This is a genomic window from Fibrobacter sp. UWEL (assembly GCF_900142535.1).
Taxonomy (GTDB): Bacteria; Fibrobacterota; Fibrobacteria; order Fibrobacterales; family Fibrobacteraceae; genus Fibrobacter.
This window is the reverse complement of the sequence record NZ_FRBE01000004.1, coordinates 15,406-37,891: the sequence shown is the minus strand read 5'-3', so window position 1 is coordinate 37,891 and position 22,486 is coordinate 15,406. Positions and strand designations below refer to the sequence as shown.

Below are 22,486 nucleotides of genomic sequence, written 5' to 3'. Positions count from 1 at the left end.
TAGAAAAATAGCCCTATAAAAAATGAACCGCTCCCCCGAAAGGGAGCGGTTCCAAAGCTTTTAGTTAGCTAAAAGAGTCGGCTTATGCCTGTTCCTTAGTAACCCAAACCTTGACCTGAGCTTCAACGTCGCCGAAGACCTTGATGGTCACGGTGTAGACGCCAACCTGCTTGATGGGTTCAGCCAGTTCAACCTGAGCGCGAGTGATCTTAACACCCTGCTTGGTGATTGCTTCAGCGATGTCGGATGCGGATACAGAACCGTACAGACGTTCGCCTTCAACAACGCGGCGTTCCATGTTCACAGAAATCTGAGAAAGCTTAGCAGCTACGTCACCTGCAGCAGCCAGTTCCTTCTGGAAGGCAGCTTCAACGGCAGCGCGGTTGTTTTCGATTTCAGCGATTGCTTCCTTGGTAGCACGTACTGCGAGCTTGCGAGGGAAGAGGTAGTTATTTGCATAACCATTCTTAACCTTCACAACGTCGAGCATCTTACCGAGGTGAGGTACATTAGCCTTAAGAATAATTTCCATAGTCTAGTTCCTCCTTATTAGCGCATGCTGTCAGAGACAAACGGAAGGATAGCCATCTGACGTGCACGCTTGATTGCTTCGTTCAGCATACGCTGGTACTTAGCAGAGGTGCCAGAAATACGGCGAGGAATGATCTTGCCACGTTCAGAGATGAAGCGACGAAGAGTCTTTTCGTCCTTATAGTCAATGAACTGAACATTGTTTTCGGTGAACCAGCAAGTCTTCTTGCGACGGATACGGGTTGCCTGCTTCTTATCTTCAAAAGCCATTATTCAGCCTCCCCTTCTTCTGCGTCAACCGGAACGATTTCTTCGGTAGACTGAGCCATGTCTGCGTTGTAAACGATTTCGGACATCGGATAATCAGCGAGGGTCATCCAACGGAGAACGTTTTCATTCAGCTTGAGAGCTGCTTCCATAGCGGCAACAGTTGCAACTTCTGCCTTGTAGTAGAAGATCACATAGAAGCCGTGCTGGCGCTTGTTGATAGAATAAGCGAGCTTGCGCTTGCCCCAATCGTCACGACGAACAATTTCGCCGCCCTTAGTGATTGCAGCGGCGATGGTCTCGATTTCAGCCTTGATGGCGTCGTCAGAGATCATAGCGTCGATGATCACCATAGTTTCATACTGTCTCATAGTGAGATCCCTTTGGTCTTTCGCCCAGGTTACCAACATTGGCCCCGGGAGGGTTCCGATTAAAATCGGTGACCCAAATATAGTAAAAGAGGGGTGTTTGTCAAAGGCTATACGCCAATCTGGAAGCCTAGGAAGCCAAAAGCAGCCCATTCTTCCACCCCACGATTGAAAAATCGCTGGGTTCCAAACTCTAGGGAAAGCCAGGTAGAACGGAGATTTTTCTTTGCCCAGGGCCAAATTCGCTGTAAATCCAGGGCCACACCAGGGGTCAAGGTCAGCTGGATTGCACGGGAAAAATTGTACTCCAGGAGCACGCTGCCAGTAAGTCCCCACAATTCTGTAAGGCGATAACCAGCTCCAGCACCAATACCCAGGGAAAAACCATCCAGGGAGAACATTTTTTCACATTCCCCACGAGCGGAGTCCGCGTCCGTAGTATCCACAGGGAACATGGGAGTAAACCAACCATCCTGGCGTATACTGCTCTTATGAGCCTTAACCTGTTCCCTAAACTCGGAAATGTCCGTATTTTCCAGACCAAAAATCGGCTCGAGGTACAAGTCCAGTGATTCAAAGGCCTTATGGACACGAAGGTTTATGCGATAGCGCTGATACATGATCATTACGTCGGAGTCCAAATTTCCACCCAGAAAGCGAACGTCAATACCCGCAGTAATATTTGGCGTATAAAAATACTCTAGCTGTCCCTGCCAGTTGCCCACACAATCACAATCTTCCGTAGGCTTGTATGCGCCAGCACCAATGCCCACGGAAAGACCCTTGCCCGTATAGGCAGTCTGCCTAGGGAGAGGAATATTAGGCTGTGCCTTAGAACTATCCACCACCTCCGCAGCGAACGCGCTCAGCGCAAATAGCAATACAAACAGGATCCACTTCATTTCAAGGATAATTATAACAATTAATCATCGTCGTTACAGGTTCTCTTTCCATCGGCTCTCTGATTCTCATTAGTAGCATCAGTTGGCCAAAGTCCTTCTGCTAATTTTTCAATGGAAAAAGCATCATAAACATGCACTTTTTCAGTATTACAAAAAACTAAAGTTTTTCGATTCCCCTCTTGAAAATCATCGAGCATAAAGGCTTTACAATATTCAGCCCAAGTCATCATCAAAGTTTTTTCTTGCTCATATGAAGCCATACGCTTTTTCAACTTTTTTACGGCAGAAGTTTTATGAGAGTCTAATAGAATCCAAAGGTTTGAATCGTTAGCCCCGCGCATTCTATCTATTTTATTCATCCATCCACCAGCATATACATAGAGTCCAAATCGACCCTCATCATGAATCACCTGATAGTAAGCTGAATCACCCTTCACTCGAATTCGTAAAAGGCGGGCTCCACAAGATCCGTCTACTTTAGACGTAATCGCTATTTCATAATCAAAACCGGCACCGTATTCCAAAGTTTGTTGAGTCAACGCACTTTCATTAATTTCTCCATATGGTACAGCATTGAGAAGCCACAAGGAGTACCTAATACCAAAATCAACGCCAAGAAATAAAAGAATAATCAGCAGCCAATGGTTCTTTTTACTCGGGATAAATTTTCGTCCAAGCAAAGAGCAAAGCAGGTAAACAGCCAAAAATACAATCGCCAACACACATCCATTCGTCGCGTTAGATCCACCAGGATGAAGTCCGCCAACAATGGATATAAGCACCGCGATTCCCGCTATAATCAACACAACCACAGCCGTTAAAATCCACAATGTCAACCAAAGCGGCTTTTTAAGACCTTTTGAATGAAGTGCAGAAAACAGATAGCCCAGCAGCCACGGAAGTGAAACAATTAAACTAGACAACAGAAACATGATTCCGCCGTCACCTTCAAATAATGCCAAGAAATAATTACACATATTCAACCATCATTTTCATCAATATACACAAAAGCCCTCGGCGGTGTGCCGGGGGCTTCTGAAAAGTACATTAAAACATTCACCGTGAGCCGAAGCCGCCGATATTAATCGACAGCGGAGGCGAGAGTGAGTGAAGAACAGGAGGTTCTTCTCTCAACGTACTGAACGAACGGTATTAATAAGTACCCAACAGTTCGCGGACCTTTTCCATCATGGCCTTGGACTTGACTCTGGCCTTTTCCTTACCGTAGGCGAGAATCTTGTCGATTTCTTCGGTGTGGGCCAGAAGGTCGAAGTACTTGTCGCGGGCGGCGCCCAGGTGTTCTTCAAGAACGTTCTGCAGTTCCTGCTTGGCGTGGCCCCAACCCAGGCCACCTGCACGGTAGCGGGCAGCCAGTGCGTCGCACTGTTCGGGAGTTGCGAAAAGCTTGTACAGCTTGAACACGTTGCATGTATCCGGATCCTTGGGTTCTTCGATGCCCTGGGAGTTGGTCACGATCTTGCCCAGGCGCTTCTTGAGAGCCTTGGAATCCAGGAAGATGTCAATGTAGTTGTCGTAAGACTTACTCATCTTGCGGCCATCCAAGCCCGGGATCACGCCGGTGGATTCCTGGAAAACCGGTTCAGGAACGGTGAACACGTCCTGGCCAAAATGCTTGTTGAACTTGATGGCGATATCGCGGGCAAATTCCACATGCTGCTTCTGGTCCTTACCCACGGGGACGATGTCTGCGTTGAACATCAAAATGTCGGCATCCATCAAGCAGGGATAGCAGTAAAGACCCATGTTCACGTTGGCGTCAACGTCTTCGCCGGCGGCTTCGTTCTTTGCAACCTTGTCCTTGTAGGCGTGGGCGCGGTTCATGAAGCCCTTGGGGGTAAAGCAGCTGAGAGCCCAGCTCAATTCAAAGATTTCGGGAATGTCGCTCTGCTTGTAGAACAGGGTTTCTTCCGGGTTCAGGCCCAGAGCCAGCCAAGTTGCAGCCACCTTATAGATGTTGGAACGCATTTCGGCGCCGTTCTGCACGGTGGTCAATGCATGATAGTCAGCAATGAAGTAAACTGCATCGTAGGTCTTTGCAAGTTCGAGAGCCGGGCGGATTGCGCCCACATAGTTGCCGAGGTGGGGGGTGCCCGTCGGCTTGATACCGGTAAGAGAAATCTTTTTCATGGTGCCAAATTTAATAAAAAAAGCCGACACGGCATAGAGCCGCGCCGACCTTTCTCTCTCGTAATGAAGTTTATGGATGATTACTAGCCGTAAAGGAAACCGAGAACCACGGCAACAGCCAGGAATGCAACGATCTGCTTTACAATGAATACTTCGTGAGATTTCATTTTAGCTTCCTTCCTCATTGAGGGTTTCAACCATTTTTCATTAAAATACCTTGCTTACACCGCCAGAGTACCATTGTAAGAAGTAAAACGCATCTTTGCGTTGAGAAGTGTTGAGAATGTGATATTGGTCATGTTTTTCCTGATTTTTCTATATATACGGGCCGTTATGGCAAACATCGGATACAGCCTTTTATTGGTTTTGGCAGCCTTTATCTGGGGAACCACCTTCGTGGCACAAGCCGAAGGCAATAGCGCGGGGCCCTTCGTTTTCACCTTTGTCAGGAACTTTTTAGCCACATTTTTGCTGTTCGGACTGGCGAAAATCCTCGATTTTGCAGGAAAAAGCCCGAAAAAGCCCCAAAACGTCCTCCAAACGAAGAATCTCTGGAAAGCAGGTATTTTTTGCGGCCTAGCTCTGGGTTTTGGAACCAATTTCCAGCAATTAGGACTTTTTCTGGGGTGCTCCGCCGGAAAATCCGGATTCCTCACCACCTGTTACATTATTCTAGTGCCGGTCCTCAGCGTTTTCCTAGGGAAAAAGATTACGGGAAAAATCTGGTTCTGCGTTCTCTTGACACTGGCGGGCCTGTACCTGCTTTGCATCAAGGATGGATTTTCCATTCAAGCGGCCGATGGAGTGCTGTTGTTGTGCGCCCTGAGTTTCGCCATCCAGATTTTGATCACAGATCGTTTCTGCCAGGAGGTGGACAACGTCCGACTTTCGGCCATCCAGTGCCTGGTAGCCTGCGTGGTCAGTTCCATCCCCATGCTCTTTGTGGACTTGAAGTTATCTACTGCGGGGCTAATGAACGCCGTTGAAATCTACACTCACTGGAACGCATGGATTCCTCTGCTGTACGCCGCAGTACTTTCCAGCGGGGTGGCATTCACCCTGCAGATTGTGGCCCAAAATAAGATAAGGCCCACGGTAGCATCCCTACTCATGAGCCTTGAATCTGTATTTGCTGTCCTGGGCGGTTGGGCCGTATTAAACGAGCGCCTGAGTTTCCAGGAAGGCGTGGGCTGCGTCCTGATGTTCATTGCGGTAATCCTCTCCCAGATTAAGCTGGGAAAGAAATAACCCGCCTTAAGCCAGGCAAGTTAAGCCTTCTTGGCCATCTTCTTCTTGAGGAAGAAAAGACCACCTGCGGTCAGTGCGGCACCTACCAGCAGGGAGAGAACCGCACTACGGCTAAAGCCTGCGATAATATACGTCACGAAGGAAATGCTTGCGACATAAAGTACGTAAGGCAGCTGGGTATTGACATGGTTCACATGTTCACATTGTGCGCCAGCGCTCGCCATAATGGTAGTGTCCGAAATGGGAGAGCAGTGGTCACCGCAAACGGCACCTGCCATACAGGCAGAGATGGAAATAATCATGAGGTTGTAATCCACACCGCTAAAAGCAGCCACCACAATGGGGATAAGAATCCCGAAGGTTCCCCAGGAAGTTCCCGTTGCAAAAGCCAGGAAGGCGGCAATCACGAAGATAATAGCCGGCATGAAGTTCATGAAGCTTGCGGCGCCCCCGCTAACAACACCAGCCACGAATTCTTTTGCCCCGAGGGTATCGGTAACGCCCTTCAGAGTCCAGGCCAGGGAAAGAATGAGGATAGCGGGCACCATGGCCTTGAAACCTGCAGGAAGACATTCCATGCACTTGCCAAAACGAAGGACCCCGCGGGACACATAAAGTACAAGCGTCAATAATAATGCGGCGAAAGATCCAATCACAAGACCTACGGAAGCATTGCTATTTGCAAATGCGTCTACAAAGCCCTTGGCGTCAGCACCGCTGGCAAAGAAACCACCAGTATAAATCATGCCAATGGTGCAGAACACGATCAAGAGGATAATGGGCAGAACCAGGTCGATGACCTTACCGCGACCTTCGGGAATATGGGCTTCGTCCATCTTTGCCTGGATGATTTCCTCAGCAGTTTCATAATTTTTCATGGGGCCAAAATCAATCTTCCAGAACACCACCAGGAAAATAGCCAGCAAGGTAAACAGGGCGTAGAAATTGAAGGGTATGGCCTTCACAAAAAGTCCAAGGCCATCCTCCCCTTCCACAAATCCGGAAACCGCTGCGGCCCAGGAACTGATGGGAGCAATAATGCAAACAGGCGCTGCAGTAGAGTCAATCAGGTAAGCCAGCTTTTCATGACTCACCTTATACTTGTCCGTAATGGGGCGCATGACGCTACCCACCGTAAGGCAGTTAAAGTAGTCATCGATAAAAATCATGATGCCCAAGCAGATGGTCGCAATCTGGGCGCCCGTCTTTGTCTTGATACGCTTCTTGGCCCACTCGCCAAAAGCCGCGGAACCGCCCACGCGATTCATGAGAGCAACCATAGTCCCGAGGATTACAAGAAACACTAGAATGCCTACATTCCACGGGTCAGAAACCTTGGCGATGACGCCATCCTTGAAAATGGCATCCAGGAAACTGCCAAAGCTACCGTGGCAAATAAAGAAGGCCCCAATGACCACACCCGCAAAGAGGGAGGAATAAACTTCCTTGGTAATGAGGGCAAGGGCAATCGCTACAATGGGAGGCACCAAAGCCCAGAAAGTTCCCGTCGCAAAAATCCACTGGTCCATGAACTACTTCTCCTTTTCCAAGCTGACTAGAGGCTGCTTGATGCCTTCTTCTTCCAGCTTTTCAAGAACGGCAATGGCATAATCCAAGGCATCCAGGGAATGAGAACTTGCGTACACTTTCAAGTCGTTGAGAGCCATCACCGCTCTCACATTGTTCATCTTCTTTTCAGTCATTTCAACCTCCTGAAAACCGAAAAAAAATTCCTCATCAATAATCTAATAAAAAACTTCGGACACAGACGTATACAAAATGGTTCCTGCGGAAAACATTTTGTACACACCGACCCTATCCTATTTCAACTGCCGAAAAATAATTTTGATAAAAACAAAATCACAAGGATGGGTTTATGAAAATCACAACGTTCATCGCTGGCGCCATGATTGCCTCCGGTTTCGCAACTTCCCTGTATGCGGCAACCGCTTACCAGAATCAAGTCGGCTTCCTCACCAACGGTCAAAAGCAGATGGCTGTTGTTGACGTGGAAGGCAAGGACATTTTGTTTAAGGATGAATCCGGCACGGTGGCTCTTACGGTTACTGCACCCAAGGCAGAAACCTGGATTCCCGCAGGTGACACCGCAGCCTCTCTGGTTGATTTTTCTGAACTGAAAACCGCCGGCACTTACCAGGCTTACGTCGGTGACGAAAAGATTGGCCATCCTATCCATATTGCAGATGACGCTCTGGAAGGAGCCGCAAAGGCATCCCTGAAGTTCTTCTATTACCAGCGAGCCTCCATGGAACTGACCGAAGAATTTGCAGGCCAGTGGGCTCGCGAAGCGGGACACCCGGATACGGCTGTGGCATACCACAAATCCACCGGTCACGACCGTATGGTAGAACCCAAGATTGCAAGTCCCAAGGGCTGGTACGACGCAGGTGACTACGGCAAGTACATCGTAAACTCCGGCATTACCACCTATACACTTCTCCAGCTATACCAGCACAACAAGGAATACTTCAAGAAGACTTCCCTAAACATTCCCGAAAGCAAAAACGAAATTCCCGACCTTCTTGACGAAATCAAGTGGAATCTGGACTGGATGCTGACCATGCAGGATTCTGACGGTGGCGTTTTCCACAAGCTCACCACCCTGAAGTTCGTGGGCACCGTTACCCCACTGAAGGCATCCTCCACTCAGCGCTACGTCATCGGCAAGGCAGAAGAAGCCACCCTGAACTTCGCCGCAGTGATGGCTCTGGCCTCCGAGATCTACCAGCCCTACGATCCGGAATTCTCCCAGAAGTGCATCGACGCCGCCCAGCGAGCCTATATGTGGGCAGACGACCATTCTGGCGAAGTTTACGAACAGCCCTCCGATGTAAGCACCGGCTCCTACACAGGCTCCAGGCCAGCAACCACCCGCTTCTGGGCACAGACCGAAATCTACCGCGTAAGCAAGGACCCGAAATTTGAAGCCCTGCTAAAGAAAACCACCATCCGTACCGCAAATGTCCGTATTCCCAGTTGGCAGGACAGCTACATGCTGGGCGTATACAACATCGCAACCAATCCGGATATTTTCGACGCAAACCAAGTGGATTCCGCAAAGACTCTCGTTATCAACAGCGCCAACAAGTTCATCGCCACCCTGGAAAACAACGGCTACGGTGTTGCATTGGACAAGGGCGATTTCTACTGGGGTTCCAACGGCGTTGCTTCCAACAAGGCTGTGATCCTTCTCCACGCCTACATTCTCACCAAGGAAGAAAAGTACCTGAACGCAGCAAACAGCATTGTGGACTACATTCTGGGTCGCAATCCCATTGACAAGTCCTATCTCACAGGCTATGGCGTGAACCCCACCATGAATCCCCATCATCGTCCCAGCCAGTCCGACAGCATTGAGGCTCCGGTTCCCGGCATGGTAGCAGGCGGTGCTAACGCAAGTGCTACCGACTGTGCAAAAGCCTACAACAATCCCGATGCTGTGGCACGTTCCTACTACGACAACTCCTGCAGCTATGCAACTAATGAAGTAGCTATCAACTGGAATGCCCCCTTTGCCTACGCCATCAATAGCATCCAGGCAATTGCGGCCACCAGCACTTCTTACGACATTACGGAAAAACCTGTGGTAAACTACGAACTTACTCCCATTGTGGCAAAGCGCGCACTGCGTGTCGCTCCTGCAGACAACAAGCGCTTGATTGTACGTGGCAATAAGGTTCAGCTAGAATTTACCAAGAACGGCGTGAAGAGCTACTTGAACGTAAACGGCAAGCAAATTCACTAGGGAAGTTCCGGAGGAACATCACCTGCATTAGAAATAAACCTGAGGGTCTTTCCCGGGAAAAGTTGACGCCAGAAATTCTCGGCGTCCTTTTCTTTTTGAAGGGACATGCGGCGAAGTGCGTCTTCCTGAGAGAAGTTGCGGTTTTCCATGAGACGCTGCAGGCGGATTTCCGCGGGGGCAGTCACCACCCAGATTTCGTCCAGACGTTCCACCATCCTCGGGACATTTTCAAATAGGGCGGCTTCCACAAAGTCAGGCGCTTCTGTCAGGACGTACTCCGTCAGGACTGGATAAACCAGATTTTCCAGTTTCACTCTGGCGCTTGCATCCCTAAAGATCAGATCCGCAAAAAATTTACGGTTCACTCCGGACGCCGTCAAGGAATCAGGCCCAAACTCTCGAGCCACCGCTTCTCGCAATTCCTGATTGTCACGATACAGCTGGTGGACCGCCAGATCCGCGTCAATGACGCGAATCCCCCGCTTTCGCAGGAGGTGTCCCACATAGGACTTTCCAGCACCAATCTGTCCCGTAATTCCAATCATTCAAACTCCGGAGCCTTCGCCCTTATTTGCCTAAGGCAATCATGCAAAGGCCTGTAATAATGCCAAAGAGTGCAACCCACTTCAGCGGGCTCTTACGTTCCTTAAAGAATAGCAATCCTGCAACAAAGCTGATCAGCACGCTAGAACGTCGGAACACCGTTACCAGTGAAATGAGAGCATCCTTGTCGCTGACGGACAGGAAATAGCAGCGGTCCGCAACCAGCAACAAAACCGCGACCAGCACAAAACTCCAGCGGAACTGGAACGGAGTGGTAGTTTTCCGTTTAGGGAACCAGGTAATGGCACAGACAGCAAACTGCCACAAAGTCATGTAAATGGCAAACCAGACCTGAACCGTCAGGGGTTCAAAATTCATACGCTGCAAAATAAACTTGTCATACACCCCACTACAGGAGGCAAGAATGGTCCCCAGCACCATGCAAATCACCCAGCCATTGCTGAAAAAGTGACCCATTTCCTTGCGGCCCGCCATACTTAGGCAGATGTAGCTGCAAATACACACGGCAACGCCGGCCCACTGCAAGGCAAAGGGACGTTCCCCCATGAAGGTCACCGCAATAAAGATGGTGAACACAGGCGCCAAAGCGCGGATAGTCGTCGCAATGGACAAGGGCAAGTGAGCCAGGGCATTGTAAGTCAAAATCCAGCTACCGCCCACGATGGCAGCCTTACCAATCAGGTAAATGTGACTCTGGAGAGGCAGACTTTCGCAATGGCCCGTCAACAATACGGGGAGCATCAAAAGGGCGTAAAAAGCACTGCAGAGGAACAAAACGGGGCGAACCGCATTCCCCTGCACAGACTTTTTCTTCGCCAAATCATAACAGCCTAGAAAGAAGGCGGAAGCAAGGGCAAGAATTAACCATGACATAGCGCACACAATTTAGAAATCCCACTTGCAAACCCCAAGGTTTAAACTATTTTTAAGCCAATCTCAACATAAGGAGCCCCACATGGGTATCAAAGGTAAAGCAACTTCCCTTCTCGAAGAATTCAAGGCCTTCGCATTTAAGGGCAATATCGTCGACATGGCTATCGGTGTTATCATCGGTGGTGCATTCGGTAAGATCGTAACCTCTTTCGTGAACGACATCGTGATGCCGTGCGTTACTGGCGTTATCGCTATGGCCGGTGGCAAGGATGCTGGCGAAGGCCTCAAGGCACTCACCACTGAAATCGGTGGCGTGACCGTTCCGTATGGTAACTTCATCGGCGGCATCGTTGACTTCCTCATCGTGGCCATTGTGGTCTTCATCGTCATGAAGAAGTTCCTGGGCGCTCTCCAGAACATGAAGAAGGCTGAAGAAAAGCCTGCTGAACCTCCTGCACCGCCGGCTCCTCCTGAACCGTCCGCAGAAGAAAAGCTCCTCACCGAAATCCGCGACCTTCTCAAAAAGTAATCTCCGGATTAAACTGAGCAAAGTTTAAAGAGTCCGTGGTCATCAAGGCCACGGATTTTTTTATTCGTTAAAGGGCAGCGCGCCCCCTATAACACCATATGTCAACCCTCTGGCTACCAGATTGAAACATCATCATGTTAAGGGTGTCTGAGGGACATCAGTCCCTCAGTTGAAAAGACAAGGTAAACAAGTGCTCCGCACTTGTGAAGCCGCAGTATTTTCAACCAGGGGTCTAGGGGATGGAATCCCCTACATCTCAATAGTATCGTCTGCTGTAAAGGGCAGGTCTTCTTTCTGCGGGGTAGCGATTACCACCTGACATTGCTTTTCGCGGATGAGAGTGGCAACGGCGTCACGACGATTCACGTCCAGCTCGGCGAAGATATCATCCAGCAGCAAAATAGGTTTTTCCACATAGCGGGTAGCAACATCCACTGCAGCAAACCTCATGGCCACCGCAGCGGAACGGCACTGCCCCTGAGAACCTACGGAGCGCATCTCGTAGCCTCCGATACACAGGGCTAAATCATCCTTATGAGGCCCGGACATGGTCATGCCCTGCATTTTCTCCACGAATTCAAGGCCATCCAGCTTTCTCTGGAATGCCACCCGAAGGCTTTCTTCATCCACCACGTTTTCTGCGGAATAATCCCCAGTCACATCGGCAGCCATATTCCCTGCGGCAGCGACCTCCAAGCCTTCGTCATCCAGAAATTCCGCACCGTCCATAGCGTCCAATTCTTTCAGAATAGAGCTCTTGTAGGCGCAGGTAATTTCATCCACACCTCCAGACAACTTACGGTAATAGCTGGTAATAATGGGGGAAATTTCCTGAGATAAATTTAAGCGGGCGGCCCACAGTTTGGCGCCCTGTTCTACCAGCTGTATGGTCAAAACTTTGAACAGTTCCTCCCCACCTACGGCAGAACCCTCTTTCTTGTACTGACGGAGCCACTGGTTACGCTGCTGAAGCACCCGCTTATAGCGTCTCAATACAGAAGCATTGGCAGGAGAACGGAAGCAAAGAATCTCATCCAGCCAGTGGCGGCGCACTTCAGGCGCCCCCCTCAAAAGTTCGATATCCGACGGCTGCATAATCACCGCGGGACAGTTCCCGAAAAAGCCTGTAGGGGACTTCAGGTTTTCCCCATTTTCACGAACGTCATTGCCGCGACGATGCACCCTGATGGCGCGATTCCTCTGGCGATCTCCATCGGTAAAAGTCCCTCGCAGAATCAGTTCGTTGGTATTCCATCGAATCAGTTCCTTCAGGTCTTTCGCACGGAAAGAAAAGCCCTGAGACAGCAGGTAGATCCCTTCCAGCAGGGACGTTTTCCCGCAACCGTTAGGACCATACACCACGGTAATACCGGGACCGAATTGTTTCTCGAACCCGGTTAAACTGCGGAGGCCATCTATGAAAATGCTTTCGATCACGAAACTACGTTAGGGAATGTTCCCGCGAAGGCCAAAGCTAAGAGGCGTCCAGAGACCAGCCTCGGATTCATAAATCAAGGCGTAGTTCACATCAAACGGGTACTTCTTCTTGCCGATGCGAATTTCAAACTTGTAGCCAGCACCTACGGTGAAGTTCAAGTCGTCCATACCCACGCGCAATGTACCGTTAGGAATCAGTTCACTTTCAAAGCCCACACGTCCAGTCCATACGTGAAGATCCGGATCAAATGCCAGCAAGGTATCCGCCACCTGATAGTCAATGGCTTCCATCCAGGCATAAACAGGCTTGCCCATAATGCGAGTGCGATAACCCAAACCAATCTGCAGGACCTTGGGACGAACGCCATCCGTACTTGCCACGGAGTTATCAGTGCTGGTATTCTTGGACCACTTGGCAGAAAGATTTTCACCAAAGCTGATGTTACGGATGACTACAGAAGAGGACCACTTTTCATTCCACTGTCTGAGCCAGCTCAAATTCAAGGTTACGGGACTGCGATAATCATCTACCAGTTCCACGCCGTCGAAATATTCAGCAATATCCAGATTGTCATAACTCATGGAAAGAGACAAGCCGAATGCATCGCGACGGGTAGCACGATAGGCAAAGCCCAGATACATCATGGTAAAGTAGGGAGATGCCGTTCCCATGGTCTGGTCGTCATCATCAATCACGTCAAAAGCAAGGTCACCACGATAAAGCATGGCAAAGCCCACGCCCATACGCTTCCCCACCTTGGATTCAATACCCAGAGAGCCACCAGCACGATCCAGATCGCGCTTTTCAGCATTCAAGGTATAGGAGAAATTTTCCCTAAAGCCAAGGATTGCCGGGTTCCAGTAGGCAGCCGGCATAGAAGCCGTATCTGCAGAGCCGGTATTACCACGACCCAATTCGCGAGTACCCGCAGCCATACGTTCCACAAAACCATCGAAACTACCCAAAGTAGCCTTCTGTTTTGCAAAAACCGGCACCGCACAAACCAACAACAGAGCAAACGTCAGCAAGACCTTCGTCATTCGCAACTCGTAATTCATCATTACTTATGCCCTCCCAAAGTCATGACCTTACCCCAGCCAATATGGCCGTGATTATCCTTTACGCGGACGTAGTAAACGCCCATGGTACAAGGCCTTCCATATTCGTCATAACCATCCCAGAAGTCTTCCTTAGGATTGGTACTGCGAGAAGCATCTGCATCGCGATGGGCACTCTTGACAATCGTGCGAATCTTTCTCATGTCGTAGCTGAACACATCGATGGTAATCTTGGAATCCTTACCCACCTTATAAGAGACCAGAGCCTGGTCGCCGGCGGTAATCACAGAAGGAACCATACGAACAGAACCAAGGTTACCCCCCAGCTTATGACGGTTCAAGACTGTAGTCCAGGTTGCACCGGAATCCGCAGAAACGGAAATGCCATTACCATACGTAGAGATGGCTAAGCCAGTTCTATTTTTTTCCAAGGGAAAAGAACAAATAGACGTGATCACAACGTCTCTATCCGTAGCGCCAGTTTCGTAACCATAAAGCCACTGGTTCTTTCCGTCATCATTCATATCCCAGGCACGAACGCCATTCTTTTCCAGCTTAAAGTAACCGCTGACAGAAGCACCGGAAGTGCCCACGGCCACATAGGCCACGTTACCGATAAAGGCAACACCGCTTACCGTAAAGTCGCCATCGTCATACACGTCTTTCTTCTGGGAATTTCCAGCGGTATCCAGGAATGCCACCTTACTGAAATCCTTCTCCCCGTCATACATACGATAGAGGGTCCCACGCAAGCTAGATTCCTTCCCCTTCACGGAAGTTTCCGCAATAATCTGCAAGGGTTCGCCACCCATCCAGATTCCAGTCACTCGGGCAGAATCGTTCAAGGTCGCAGAAGCCTTCTTCACGGAACCGTCCTTACCGTAGGTCCACACGCCCTTGCTTGTTGCAAGCCAGAGATCGCCCGTCTCGGGATGACGCTTCACATCAAAAATAAACGGGTTTTCCTTTTCGCTCCACTTGTACTTGGACTTCAGGGAATCCATGGTGGATGTAGTTTCATTAAGGACATAATCCGCAGTCTTCGCCTTGCTGCTGGAGAAATCATGCAGGCGAATGCCAGCGGCACCGCGGGCCATCCACAGTTGTTTTGCAGATGAATCGTAGGCAAAGCCGCCTACAGCAGTATACATGGCGGAGTCCAGATCTTCCAATGCGGCAGGAACATCGATGGGCATTTCGTACACATCGTCTTCACTGGCCCCGCGAATGGAGAGGAAGCCACCCGGTTGGCGATAGCGTTCGTCATCGTCCATCTTGAACATGGGGAGAACATAACCCAGCTTACCTGCATAAACCGCAGGCGTACGGCGGTGTTCGGCCAGCACGTCGCTAAAAATTCCATCCTGTACCGCAGTCACGGAATCGCTGACCTGCACCTGGGTGCTTTTTACCACCTGGGCGTTCCCCGTAGAACCGACAGTCAGCTCCAGCAGGGTCGCACCGCTATAAGTGTCCCCGCGGGAAAACACCCACAAGGAACCCGTAGAACCAGTTTCGTTGACATTCAGGGCGTAGTTACTGAACAAGGTTTCCGCCGCAGAGGACAAGCCCGCGCAAACAGCAACACTGCAGACTACTTTCTTAAGGAGACTTTTCTTCATAAGGATTCCTAGCGCATGTCGATTTCGTCAACGTCCTTCTGGGACTTGTACTTGAAATCGTCATTGGAGAAGGTCTTCAACACTTTCAAATTCACGATATTATACCAGGAGCTGTTCCCTGCAGGATCCACCGTAAACAGGCGTACCGGGGAAAAGTCCTTCTGGGAAAGCCACACTTCCATCTGGCTGAACTGCCCTGCATACTTGGAAGGATCCAGCTTCAACACCCAGAGAGTCTTGCCCCCGAAGGAGCCTGTAGTCATGGAAGTGGCCTTGCAGTTCAGATACTTAAAGAGAAGTTCAGAAGGATGAAGCTGGCTGGACAAGTCTTCCACAGCCTTGATCAGCACCTGCTTCTGTTCCACATTATGCTGCCACAGGGATTCGCCATCGCTATAGAAACGAATGCCAGCCATATCCAACTTGAACTTGTCCCCTTCGGCAACCAGCAGGCTCCCCTGTTCGGAAGCAATGTCCGGAGAATCCGCATAAAACACCTGGACCCTGAAATCAAGATTCCAAGCCTTGCCGGACTTGAACCAAGCCTGAGATTTCTTCATGGCCTCGTCAGCGGACAAGGCAAAAGCGGACTGGGCAAAAACGGCCAGCACAAACAGAAAATACGGGAGCAATCTGAGCATCTTCATATTCCCCAAATTTACAAAAGTACCAAAGACAAGGACTTTTCCGCATTAGGTTTGGTCTTTTTTTTCAGATATTTCTATTTTATCGCAAGAAATTTTTAAACCACTGGAATAATTATGCGCAAACTGCTTTTGCCCCTGGCACTGACTGCTGCAGGTTTTACCTTCGCTGCCGACATCGAAGTCCACGGTGACGTAAACCTGGACTATGGTAGCTATTTTGATAAAGACTTTAGCCCGCTGAACGCAGCCAATCAGGACATTGACCTGTCCCTGCAGGCAAATCTCGACGAAAACATCCATGTAGTCGTGAACGCCAACACCCACAGCAGCTTTGTAAACGCAAACGGTGATCTGGAAGCTTCCGAAATCCGTCATGGTTTCGCACATTCCGCAGCCATTAGCGACAGCGACAACCGCTACACCGGTTTCAACTTCGACGGTGCACAGCTCCGTTGGGACGTTTCTCACGACGTGACCTTGATTTTCGGTGACATGACCTATAACGCAGGTACCTTCAACTACTACTTCTGGCGCGATCCGTCCAAGAATGCAGTCATTGTCCGCGACGAATCTCTCCGCGGTTTCGGTGCTGAATTCGGCAACGAAAAGTACGGTAGCGGTAAGTTCTACATGGGTGCTTCCGAAGATAACGACTCTACTCTGGCAATGTATGCCACTTACTCCCTGCCCATGCTGAACCGTCCGGACGAGCACTTGATCCTGACCCCCAGCGTGGACTGGTTCTTCGGTTCCAACGCCGCTCGTACTTATACCTACGTGCTGGGTCTGGAAGTAGACTACTCCAAGAGCTTCGAAATGTTCAACTACGGCATCTACGCCGTGTGGGGCCTCCACCCGTACAAGGGCAACGGTGTTCACTCCTTCTTGCTGGAACCCAGCATGAACTACGGTGTGTTTAACCTGGGCGCCACCTTCTTCTACGCCATTACCGATTCTGACTACGATACCGATCCCCAGCTCTTCACCGAAGACCAGATGCTGTTCGCTATCGAACCCAGCTTCAATCTGCACAAGAAGTTCACCATGGGTGTCGCCTACGAATATCATGACCATGATACCGAAGTTCACAACGACGACTATCACTACCTGGGCATGAACTTCTACCTGTACCCCACCATGAAGACCGAAGCTGTGTTCTGGTTCGGCTACAACTTCAACGAAGACGACTACGGTCCCTTTGTTGACAAGAACTTCGCTCTGGGTATGAGCGTAAAGGCTAGCTTCTAACCTTAAATACTCGTGAGAATCCGCGCGCTAGATTCCATCCGGGGCCTTTTGCTCCTGCAGATGACCCTGGATCATTTTGGCAAGCCGATTTCCCAATACCTTTATCAGTGCTTCGGCTTCTTCAGTGCGGCCGAAGGCTTTTTTTTCTTGTCCGGTTTTGTGGGGATGTATGCGGCCACCAGCAAACAAGCCAAGGACCCTACCCAGAGCTGGATGCGCAAGCGCGCCCTGAGAATCTGGATCTACCATCTCTCCACACTCGTCCTGATGGGTACGCTAGGGTTCTTTTTGCTCCCTAGAATACGCTATCTCTTTCAGCCCATCTACAACCACCCGCTGGAAGCGATTCCCTTAAGTTTAAGCCTGGTCCACACTCCGGAATGGATGGACATTCTGCCGCTGTATGTCATCCTCATGCTGGTAGGAAGCCTCCTGTTTCCCTTCTTTACGAGGGCGAAGAACAAGTGGCAGGTATTCCTGCTGTGGCTGCCATCCCTAGGGCTTTGGCTCGCCTCGCAATTTGGAATTCGGGATACCGTAAACGGAATCTTTCCCAGCTGGACACACCACGGGGTGTTCGACCCCTTCAGCTGGCAGCTGGTGTATTTCACGGGGGCTGCGGTAGCCGCCTGGTGGAAACGCACCGACGAGAGTTCCACCCGCGTAATAGGCAAGCTGACCTTGCCTTTGGTGTTTGCGTTCACCTTCTGTCTGCTGTGGTCCCGCGGGGCATTGCCGCTCCCCACGCCGGGTGAGGCACTTACCAGCAGAGAACATCTGGGAGCCTTGCGCTTCGCAGACTTCTTCACGTTCATGATGCTTATTGGCGCCATCGTCCGGAAGTGGCCCGCGGCTCTGGACTTCAAGTTTACCAACGTTATCGGCAAGCATAGCCTGGACGTTTATTCCTCCCACATCGTGTTCCTGCTCCTGTGGTTCTCTACCCCAGGCAGCATAAGGTACAGTGCCCCCTGGAACGTCATCGCACCAGTAGTCACCTGCATTTTACTGTGGGTCATCGCCAAACTTAGGGAACCCAAACACTAGACCTTGAGTCCAGATGGGTCCGCCGATGCTGACATCCGTCAGCAAGACACATAAAGCAAAAAGTCCCCGGCTAACGCCGAGGACCCTAAATATCTTTAAGCCACTTTCAAGTACGCTCTGTTATCCAGAGAAACTACTTTCCGAGGAATTTACGGCCGATACCGAATTCATCCTTGTATTCGATGTAGTCGGGAGTGAAGCTCTTCGGGAAGGAGAAAGCTATGTTGGCAGAGCACTGGAATTCGTTCATCAGCTTGCCCTTTTCGCCCTTCTTGAAGTTCTTCTTCTTCTTTTCGATCTTCTGGTCGTTCTTCGGGCCTACCAGTTCTTCCTTTTCGCACCAGCCACCAGTAGTGGTTGCAAAGACTTCCTGGCCGTCTGCGGAAACCAGCTTGATCTGAGTCGGGTCAAGTTCGGTGTTGTTACCGGTAGATGCCCAGAACTGGATTTCGCCAGAGAGAGAAGTTGCGCTGAGCTTGAGGGTCGGCATAGCCATGACGTAGCCCCACTTGTCGATGCGGCGGCTGACCGGTTCACCGATCTGTTCGCCGAAGATCAGGAAGTAACCGCGAGTGAGTTTGCGGTTCTTGTTCAGAGCGGTCTGGACAGCGTCGTTGGACGGAGCGATTTCAGCAAGCTTCAGGAGCTGGTATTCAGCAACCACAGGGTCAGATTCAGACTTGGCTGCGTCGAGGTTCTTGGCAACGTAAGCATTTTCAGCTTCGGTGCGGAGAGACTTGACGTTAGCTTCGGAGAGGCCGCGACGCTTGGCGAGAGATGCTGCGGAGTCGAGCTTTGCAAATGCGTTCACGACGGTAGCGAAATCAACGCCTTCTTCGCCGGACTGCTTCTTGCCCTGGTCAGCAACCAGGTTCACATAGGACTGGACAACTTCGGTATTCTGGACCTTGTCCACGATTTCAGTAAACTTGTCGAAGTAACCTTCTGCCTTTTCGCTATTGATGTCAGCCTTCAGTTCCTTTTCTGCACCGCCGATAAGGGCCTTAGCAAAATTGTCGTAGTATTCGTCGGAAACGTCGCCCTTCTTGGCTGCTTCCACGTAGGACTTGATGGCGTTAGCAAAGCGACCTGCTTCAAGATGTTCGTCGCCGCGCTTCTCGTTCTTGCCCTTACAGCCAACCATTGTGAAAGCAACGGCTGCAGCCAGGGAGGCAATAAAGATTTTTTTCATTTTTTTAGTTCCTTATCAGAAGTTTCGGCTGTTTGTCCTCAAAAAAGATCATTTAGCCATTCCGTTTTAAAAATAAATAAATAAATTTATGTCAACCTTACAGATGTAAGTAAATTTTTATTTGGAGACTCTTTTTAGGTATGAACATCCTGGCCGTAAGCCCTGAAGCAGGTAACTGGAAACATACCAGCCCCCTGGCCACAGCGGTTAACCGCATGACCGATGCTTTCGCAAGCAGCGGCGTCAAGGTACTGACCTGTTCGCCCCTCTACAAGAGTCTGATGGTCGATCTTGAGAGCTACCACTGCATCTATACCGGTGTAGAAAAGCTCCAGGGCAAGTCCTACGAGATCTACGTTTCCGACAAGGACCCCCTCCACACTTACATCTATAACGAAGAATTTTTCGACAGACCGGATGTATACGGTCCCCCTGACGAAATTCCCTATTCCGACAACCACCTGCGCTTTGCGTTCCTGGCATCCGCCGCTTTGGCCTACGCCGAAGCTACCGAATTCAAGTGCCAGGCAATCATGGGCCACGAATGGGGCGGCGCTTTGGTAGGCGCTCTGTCCCGAACCACCTATGCAGGTTACGCCGGCGAGATTCCGTTCTTCTTCAACATCCATAACATCACTTACGATTTCCACGTAGCTTCCAGCGAGATCGAGAAAATCGGTCTTAGCCGCGAAAACTACAACATGGATGGTTATGAATTCTGGGGCAAGGTCAGCCTTCTGAAGGCCGGCATCCTGTATGCAACCAAGGTCCTGTTCCCGTCTCCCGGTTACCGCGACGCCATGCTCAACACCAACCTCCCCGGTGGTCTGAGCGGCTTCCTCAACCGCAACGCCGACAAGCTGATCGGCGTACAGTTCGGCGTGAGCTACCAGGTCTGGGACTTCAACGACCAGGATTGCCTCCCCATCAAGGAAGCCAAGCGCAGGGCCAAGCACGCCCTCCAGGAAAAGCTGGGTCAGAACCTTGACCAGAAGCTCGTCATGTACGTCCACCTGGATTCCGAAGCAGGCAACACCTCCGAAACCCTGGCAACGGTCCTTTCCGACATCGCCCGTCTCGACATCTTCATTATCGTGGGCATCTCCTCCAAGGACCCCGACTGGGATTACTACAAGAATTTTTCCAACCAGTATCCTACGGTCATGGCCATCCACGACCTGGAAGACGACACTGTCGACAGCAACATCGTGCTCCGCGACATGCTGGCTGGTTCCGACCTGCTGTTCGCAGCAAACCTCCGCGAACCGTCCTCTTCCATTATCCTCAAGGCAATGGCAGCGGGAACCATCCCTCTGACCGGCCGCACCGTAGGTGTAGCAACTATGCTCACGGACTACGGTCTGGAAACTGCCGGCGAAGCAAACGCCTTCCTGGTAGACGACGCCAACGCTCCCGACCAGATGCTTCGCCGCACCAAGGACACCGAGAACGTGTTCAAGACCGAAGTGGCCGACTGGGACAAGTGCGTAGTCAACGCCTACAGCGGCTTCCACTACGAATGGTGCAGAACCGTCTCCAAGTATTTGCTGATTCTCGGCGAACTGGGAATCTAACGTTTCCTGAATGAAGGGAAAGGAGTCTAGAGGGAGGGGAAAAACCCTCCCTTTACATATGAAAAAGACAGGCCTTACGACCTGTCTTTTTTCACTGGGACCGCTGGGACTTGAACCCAGGACCCGCGGGTTTACGTTTGTGATGCTTACGCACCTCCGTGGACTATGTCTTCGCCATGCCAACCACAAGGATCAGTTTAGGCGCGGGATACTTATTGCGGTCATTAAGCAGGCTAAACTGCTCCGCTAGTCTCTACACCTTCCAGAAGTGTACCTCTGGCTCGGCTCGGCGTTGCCTTGTAGTGTCTCCACCCGTCAGGGTTCACCGAATTCTTCCCGTTTGCAACCAGCCCTTTCGGACTGGTGTCACAATTACAATGAGTCCGCTGCTCTAACCAACTGAGCTACAGTCCCGTACGTTTTGCAACGTGAGGGGTAATATAGTAAAAATTTTAGTTTATCAAGGGATTCTAAATATTTTTGGCATTATCGAACCCGCCCTTTTGAGAAAATTCCAGAATAAGATGAGCTGTAGACTCGATCACCTTTTTGTATCGATCTATTTCGCTATCTGAAAAACCGGATATATCTTCCCATGTGTATTGGGGCAGGTAACAAGAGGCATGATGGAAGCAGTCCTTCTCATCAGGCTTTTCAATGTACACCTTAACACGACCATCCTTCATCATCTCGGAATGGACGATTTCTGAATTATCATCTAACGTCAGGAACGGGTACATCATTATCGAACTTGCTGCTAATATAACTTTTCGGTAGACAAGAAAAAACAACCTAATACAGTTCTATTTACAAATTAAACTTGTATTCAAAGGTTCACCACAAATATTACTTACTCACGCACCCGCGAGAGGTGCGATAGGATTTCACGGTCGATTTCCTGCTGGATTTCGTTTCAATTCACGCACCCGCGAGGGGTGCGATAGTATCGCCATTCTATAGCTGACGGAACTGCATGTTTCAACTCACGCACCCTCGCGGGGGGCGATTTTGGAGTCTCTCTAATGTACCTAAGGTATATGTTTCAATTCACGCACCCACGCGGGGTGCGATCAAGTGGCGTAGGGCTTCCCGGCCTTCTCGATGTTTCAATTCACGCACCCACGCGGGGTGCGATGTGGAGTCAGCTTGGTTGGGAGAATGATGCCTTGTTTCAATTCACGCACCCACGCGGGGTGCGATTTCAAGAAGGAGGTCGTATAATGGAAGTAAATGTTTCAATTCACGCACCCACGCGGGGTGCGATTGACACCGGATCAAAAAGAAAGTATATTCAGGGTTTCAATTCACGCACCCACGCGGGGTGCGATCATTTCGTTGATGACTGCATCAAACTGTTTCTGTTTCAATTCACGCACCCACGCGGGGTGCGATCTCTATTCTTACTGACGTTACCTCAACTATACGTTTCAATTCACGCACCCACGCGGGGTGCGATTGTTTACG

Annotated in this window: 22 protein-coding genes and 1 CRISPR repeat array (1 of these 23 cut by a window edge); of the genes, 6 read left to right on the top strand and 16 right to left on the bottom strand. The window is 50.3% G+C overall.

Annotation, left to right across the window (positions count from 1 at the left end; all coding sequences use genetic code 11):
* Positions 1-82: 82 nt before the first annotated feature.
* From rplI to trpS, 6 genes are all read right to left on the bottom strand, one after another.
* Positions 83-532, bottom strand: coding sequence for a 50S ribosomal protein L9 (rplI, locus tag BUB59_RS03755; RefSeq protein ID WP_073225763.1), 450 nt, complete (start codon positions 530-532; stop codon positions 83-85).
* A gap of 17 nt (positions 533-549) precedes the next feature.
* A complete protein-coding gene (rpsR, locus tag BUB59_RS03750) occupies positions 550-801 on the bottom strand; it encodes a 30S ribosomal protein S18 (RefSeq protein ID WP_073155632.1) in 252 nt (83 codons plus the stop codon).
* On the bottom strand, positions 801-1,169 hold the full coding sequence (rpsF, locus tag BUB59_RS03745) for a 30S ribosomal protein S6 (protein ID WP_073155629.1): 369 nt from the start codon (positions 1,167-1,169) through the stop codon (positions 801-803). The genes rpsR and rpsF overlap by 1 nt, the downstream gene beginning before the upstream one ends.
* 107 nt (positions 1,170-1,276) lie before the next feature.
* Positions 1,277-2,068, bottom strand: coding sequence for a hypothetical protein (locus BUB59_RS03740; RefSeq protein ID WP_073225761.1), 792 nt, complete (start codon positions 2,066-2,068; stop codon positions 1,277-1,279).
* Positions 2,069-2,088: 20 nt separating this feature from the next.
* Complete coding sequence (locus BUB59_RS03735; protein ID WP_143160213.1) at positions 2,089-3,030, bottom strand: YfhO family protein; 942 nt, start codon at positions 3,028-3,030, stop codon at positions 2,089-2,091.
* A 190-nt stretch (positions 3,031-3,220) separates the two neighbouring features.
* Positions 3,221-4,216 (bottom strand): tryptophan--tRNA ligase, encoded by a 996-nt coding sequence (gene trpS, locus BUB59_RS03730; RefSeq protein WP_073226077.1) that lies wholly within the window; start codon positions 4,214-4,216, stop codon positions 3,221-3,223.
* Between the two features lie 333 nt (positions 4,217-4,549).
* On the opposite strand from trpS, the gene BUB59_RS03725 reads away from it, so the two are divergent.
* Positions 4,550-5,464 carry a DMT family transporter gene (locus BUB59_RS03725; protein ID WP_073226074.1) on the top strand — a complete coding sequence of 305 codons (915 nt, stop codon included), beginning with the start codon at positions 4,550-4,552 and terminating at the stop codon, positions 5,462-5,464.
* Positions 5,465-5,484: 20 nt separating this feature from the next.
* Here BUB59_RS03725 and BUB59_RS03720 read toward each other — a convergent pair whose 3' ends face one another.
* Complete coding sequence (locus BUB59_RS03720) at positions 5,485-6,993, bottom strand: Na+/H+ antiporter NhaC family protein (protein ID WP_073225757.1); 1,509 nt, start codon at positions 6,991-6,993, stop codon at positions 5,485-5,487.
* Between the two features lie 3 nt (positions 6,994-6,996).
* The gene (locus tag BUB59_RS15325; RefSeq protein WP_159433322.1) at positions 6,997-7,167 is read right to left on the bottom strand and encodes a hypothetical protein; all 171 of its coding nucleotides are present in this window, start codon (positions 7,165-7,167) and stop codon (positions 6,997-6,999) included.
* A gap of 173 nt (positions 7,168-7,340) precedes the next feature.
* Between BUB59_RS15325 and BUB59_RS03715 the strand changes: the two genes are divergently transcribed.
* On the top strand, positions 7,341-9,230 hold the full coding sequence (locus BUB59_RS03715; RefSeq protein ID WP_073225755.1) for a glycoside hydrolase family 9 protein: 1,890 nt from the start codon (positions 7,341-7,343) through the stop codon (positions 9,228-9,230).
* Here BUB59_RS03715 and coaE read toward each other — a convergent pair.
* On the bottom strand, positions 9,227-9,775 hold the full coding sequence (coaE, locus tag BUB59_RS03710) for a dephospho-CoA kinase (RefSeq protein WP_073225753.1): 549 nt from the start codon (positions 9,773-9,775) through the stop codon (positions 9,227-9,229). The two genes, BUB59_RS03715 and coaE, sit on opposite strands and share 4 nt — an antisense overlap.
* Positions 9,776-9,797: 22 nt before the next feature.
* On the bottom strand, positions 9,798-10,667 hold the full coding sequence (locus BUB59_RS03705; RefSeq protein ID WP_073225752.1) for a DMT family transporter: 870 nt from the start codon (positions 10,665-10,667) through the stop codon (positions 9,798-9,800).
* 82 nt (positions 10,668-10,749) lie between these two features.
* Between BUB59_RS03705 and mscL the strand changes: the two genes are divergently transcribed.
* A complete protein-coding gene (mscL, locus tag BUB59_RS03700) occupies positions 10,750-11,196 on the top strand; it encodes a large-conductance mechanosensitive channel protein MscL (protein WP_073225750.1) in 447 nt (148 codons plus the stop codon).
* Positions 11,197-11,445: 249 nt separating this feature from the next.
* On the opposite strand, the gene BUB59_RS03695 is transcribed toward mscL, so the two are convergent.
* From BUB59_RS03695 to BUB59_RS03680, 4 genes are read right to left on the bottom strand one after another with little or no spacing between them, the layout of a single operon-like run.
* Positions 11,446-12,633, bottom strand: coding sequence for a DNA replication/repair protein RecF (locus BUB59_RS03695; protein ID WP_073225749.1), 1,188 nt, complete (start codon positions 12,631-12,633; stop codon positions 11,446-11,448).
* Positions 12,634-12,642: 9 nt separating this feature from the next.
* On the bottom strand, positions 12,643-13,695 hold the full coding sequence (locus BUB59_RS03690) for a PorV/PorQ family protein (RefSeq protein WP_234979920.1): 1,053 nt from the start codon (positions 13,693-13,695) through the stop codon (positions 12,643-12,645).
* The gene (locus tag BUB59_RS03685) at positions 13,695-15,314 is read right to left on the bottom strand and encodes a hypothetical protein (RefSeq protein WP_073225747.1); all 1,620 of its coding nucleotides are present in this window, start codon (positions 15,312-15,314) and stop codon (positions 13,695-13,697) included. Before BUB59_RS03685 ends, BUB59_RS03690 begins: the two co-directional genes overlap by 1 nt.
* Positions 15,315-15,322: 8 nt before the next feature.
* Entirely contained in the window at positions 15,323-15,961 is a 639-nt protein-coding gene (locus BUB59_RS03680) for a LolA family protein (RefSeq protein WP_234979919.1), read from the bottom strand.
* A gap of 114 nt (positions 15,962-16,075) precedes the next feature.
* Between BUB59_RS03680 and BUB59_RS03675 the strand changes: the two genes are divergently transcribed.
* Positions 16,076-17,209: a hypothetical protein gene (locus BUB59_RS03675; RefSeq protein ID WP_073225745.1), complete on the top strand. Its 1,134-nt coding sequence runs from the start codon at positions 16,076-16,078 to the stop codon at positions 17,207-17,209.
* Between the two features lie 12 nt (positions 17,210-17,221).
* Complete coding sequence (gene opgC, locus BUB59_RS03670) at positions 17,222-18,256, top strand: OpgC domain-containing protein (protein WP_073225743.1); 1,035 nt, start codon at positions 17,222-17,224, stop codon at positions 18,254-18,256.
* A gap of 133 nt (positions 18,257-18,389) precedes the next feature.
* Here opgC and BUB59_RS03665 read toward each other — a convergent pair whose 3' ends face one another.
* Positions 18,390-19,448: a hypothetical protein gene (locus BUB59_RS03665; protein WP_073225741.1), complete on the bottom strand. Its 1,059-nt coding sequence runs from the start codon at positions 19,446-19,448 to the stop codon at positions 18,390-18,392.
* Positions 19,449-19,588: 140 nt separating this feature from the next.
* Here BUB59_RS03665 and BUB59_RS03660 point away from each other — a divergent pair, with 140 nt between their 5' ends.
* Positions 19,589-21,022 (top strand): glycogen synthase, encoded by a 1,434-nt coding sequence (locus BUB59_RS03660; RefSeq protein WP_073225739.1) that lies wholly within the window; start codon positions 19,589-19,591, stop codon positions 21,020-21,022.
* Positions 21,023-21,492: 470 nt separating this feature from the next.
* Here the strand turns inward: BUB59_RS03660 and BUB59_RS03650 are convergent, their stop codons facing one another.
* Positions 21,493-21,765: a hypothetical protein gene (locus BUB59_RS03650; protein WP_073225735.1), complete on the bottom strand. Its 273-nt coding sequence runs from the start codon at positions 21,763-21,765 to the stop codon at positions 21,493-21,495.
* Between the two features lie 103 nt (positions 21,766-21,868).
* Positions 21,869-22,486: direct repeats of the CRISPR family, unit length 32 nt; unit sequence GTTTCAATTCACGCACCCACGCGGGGTGCGAT (it continues 3,091 nt past the right edge of the window).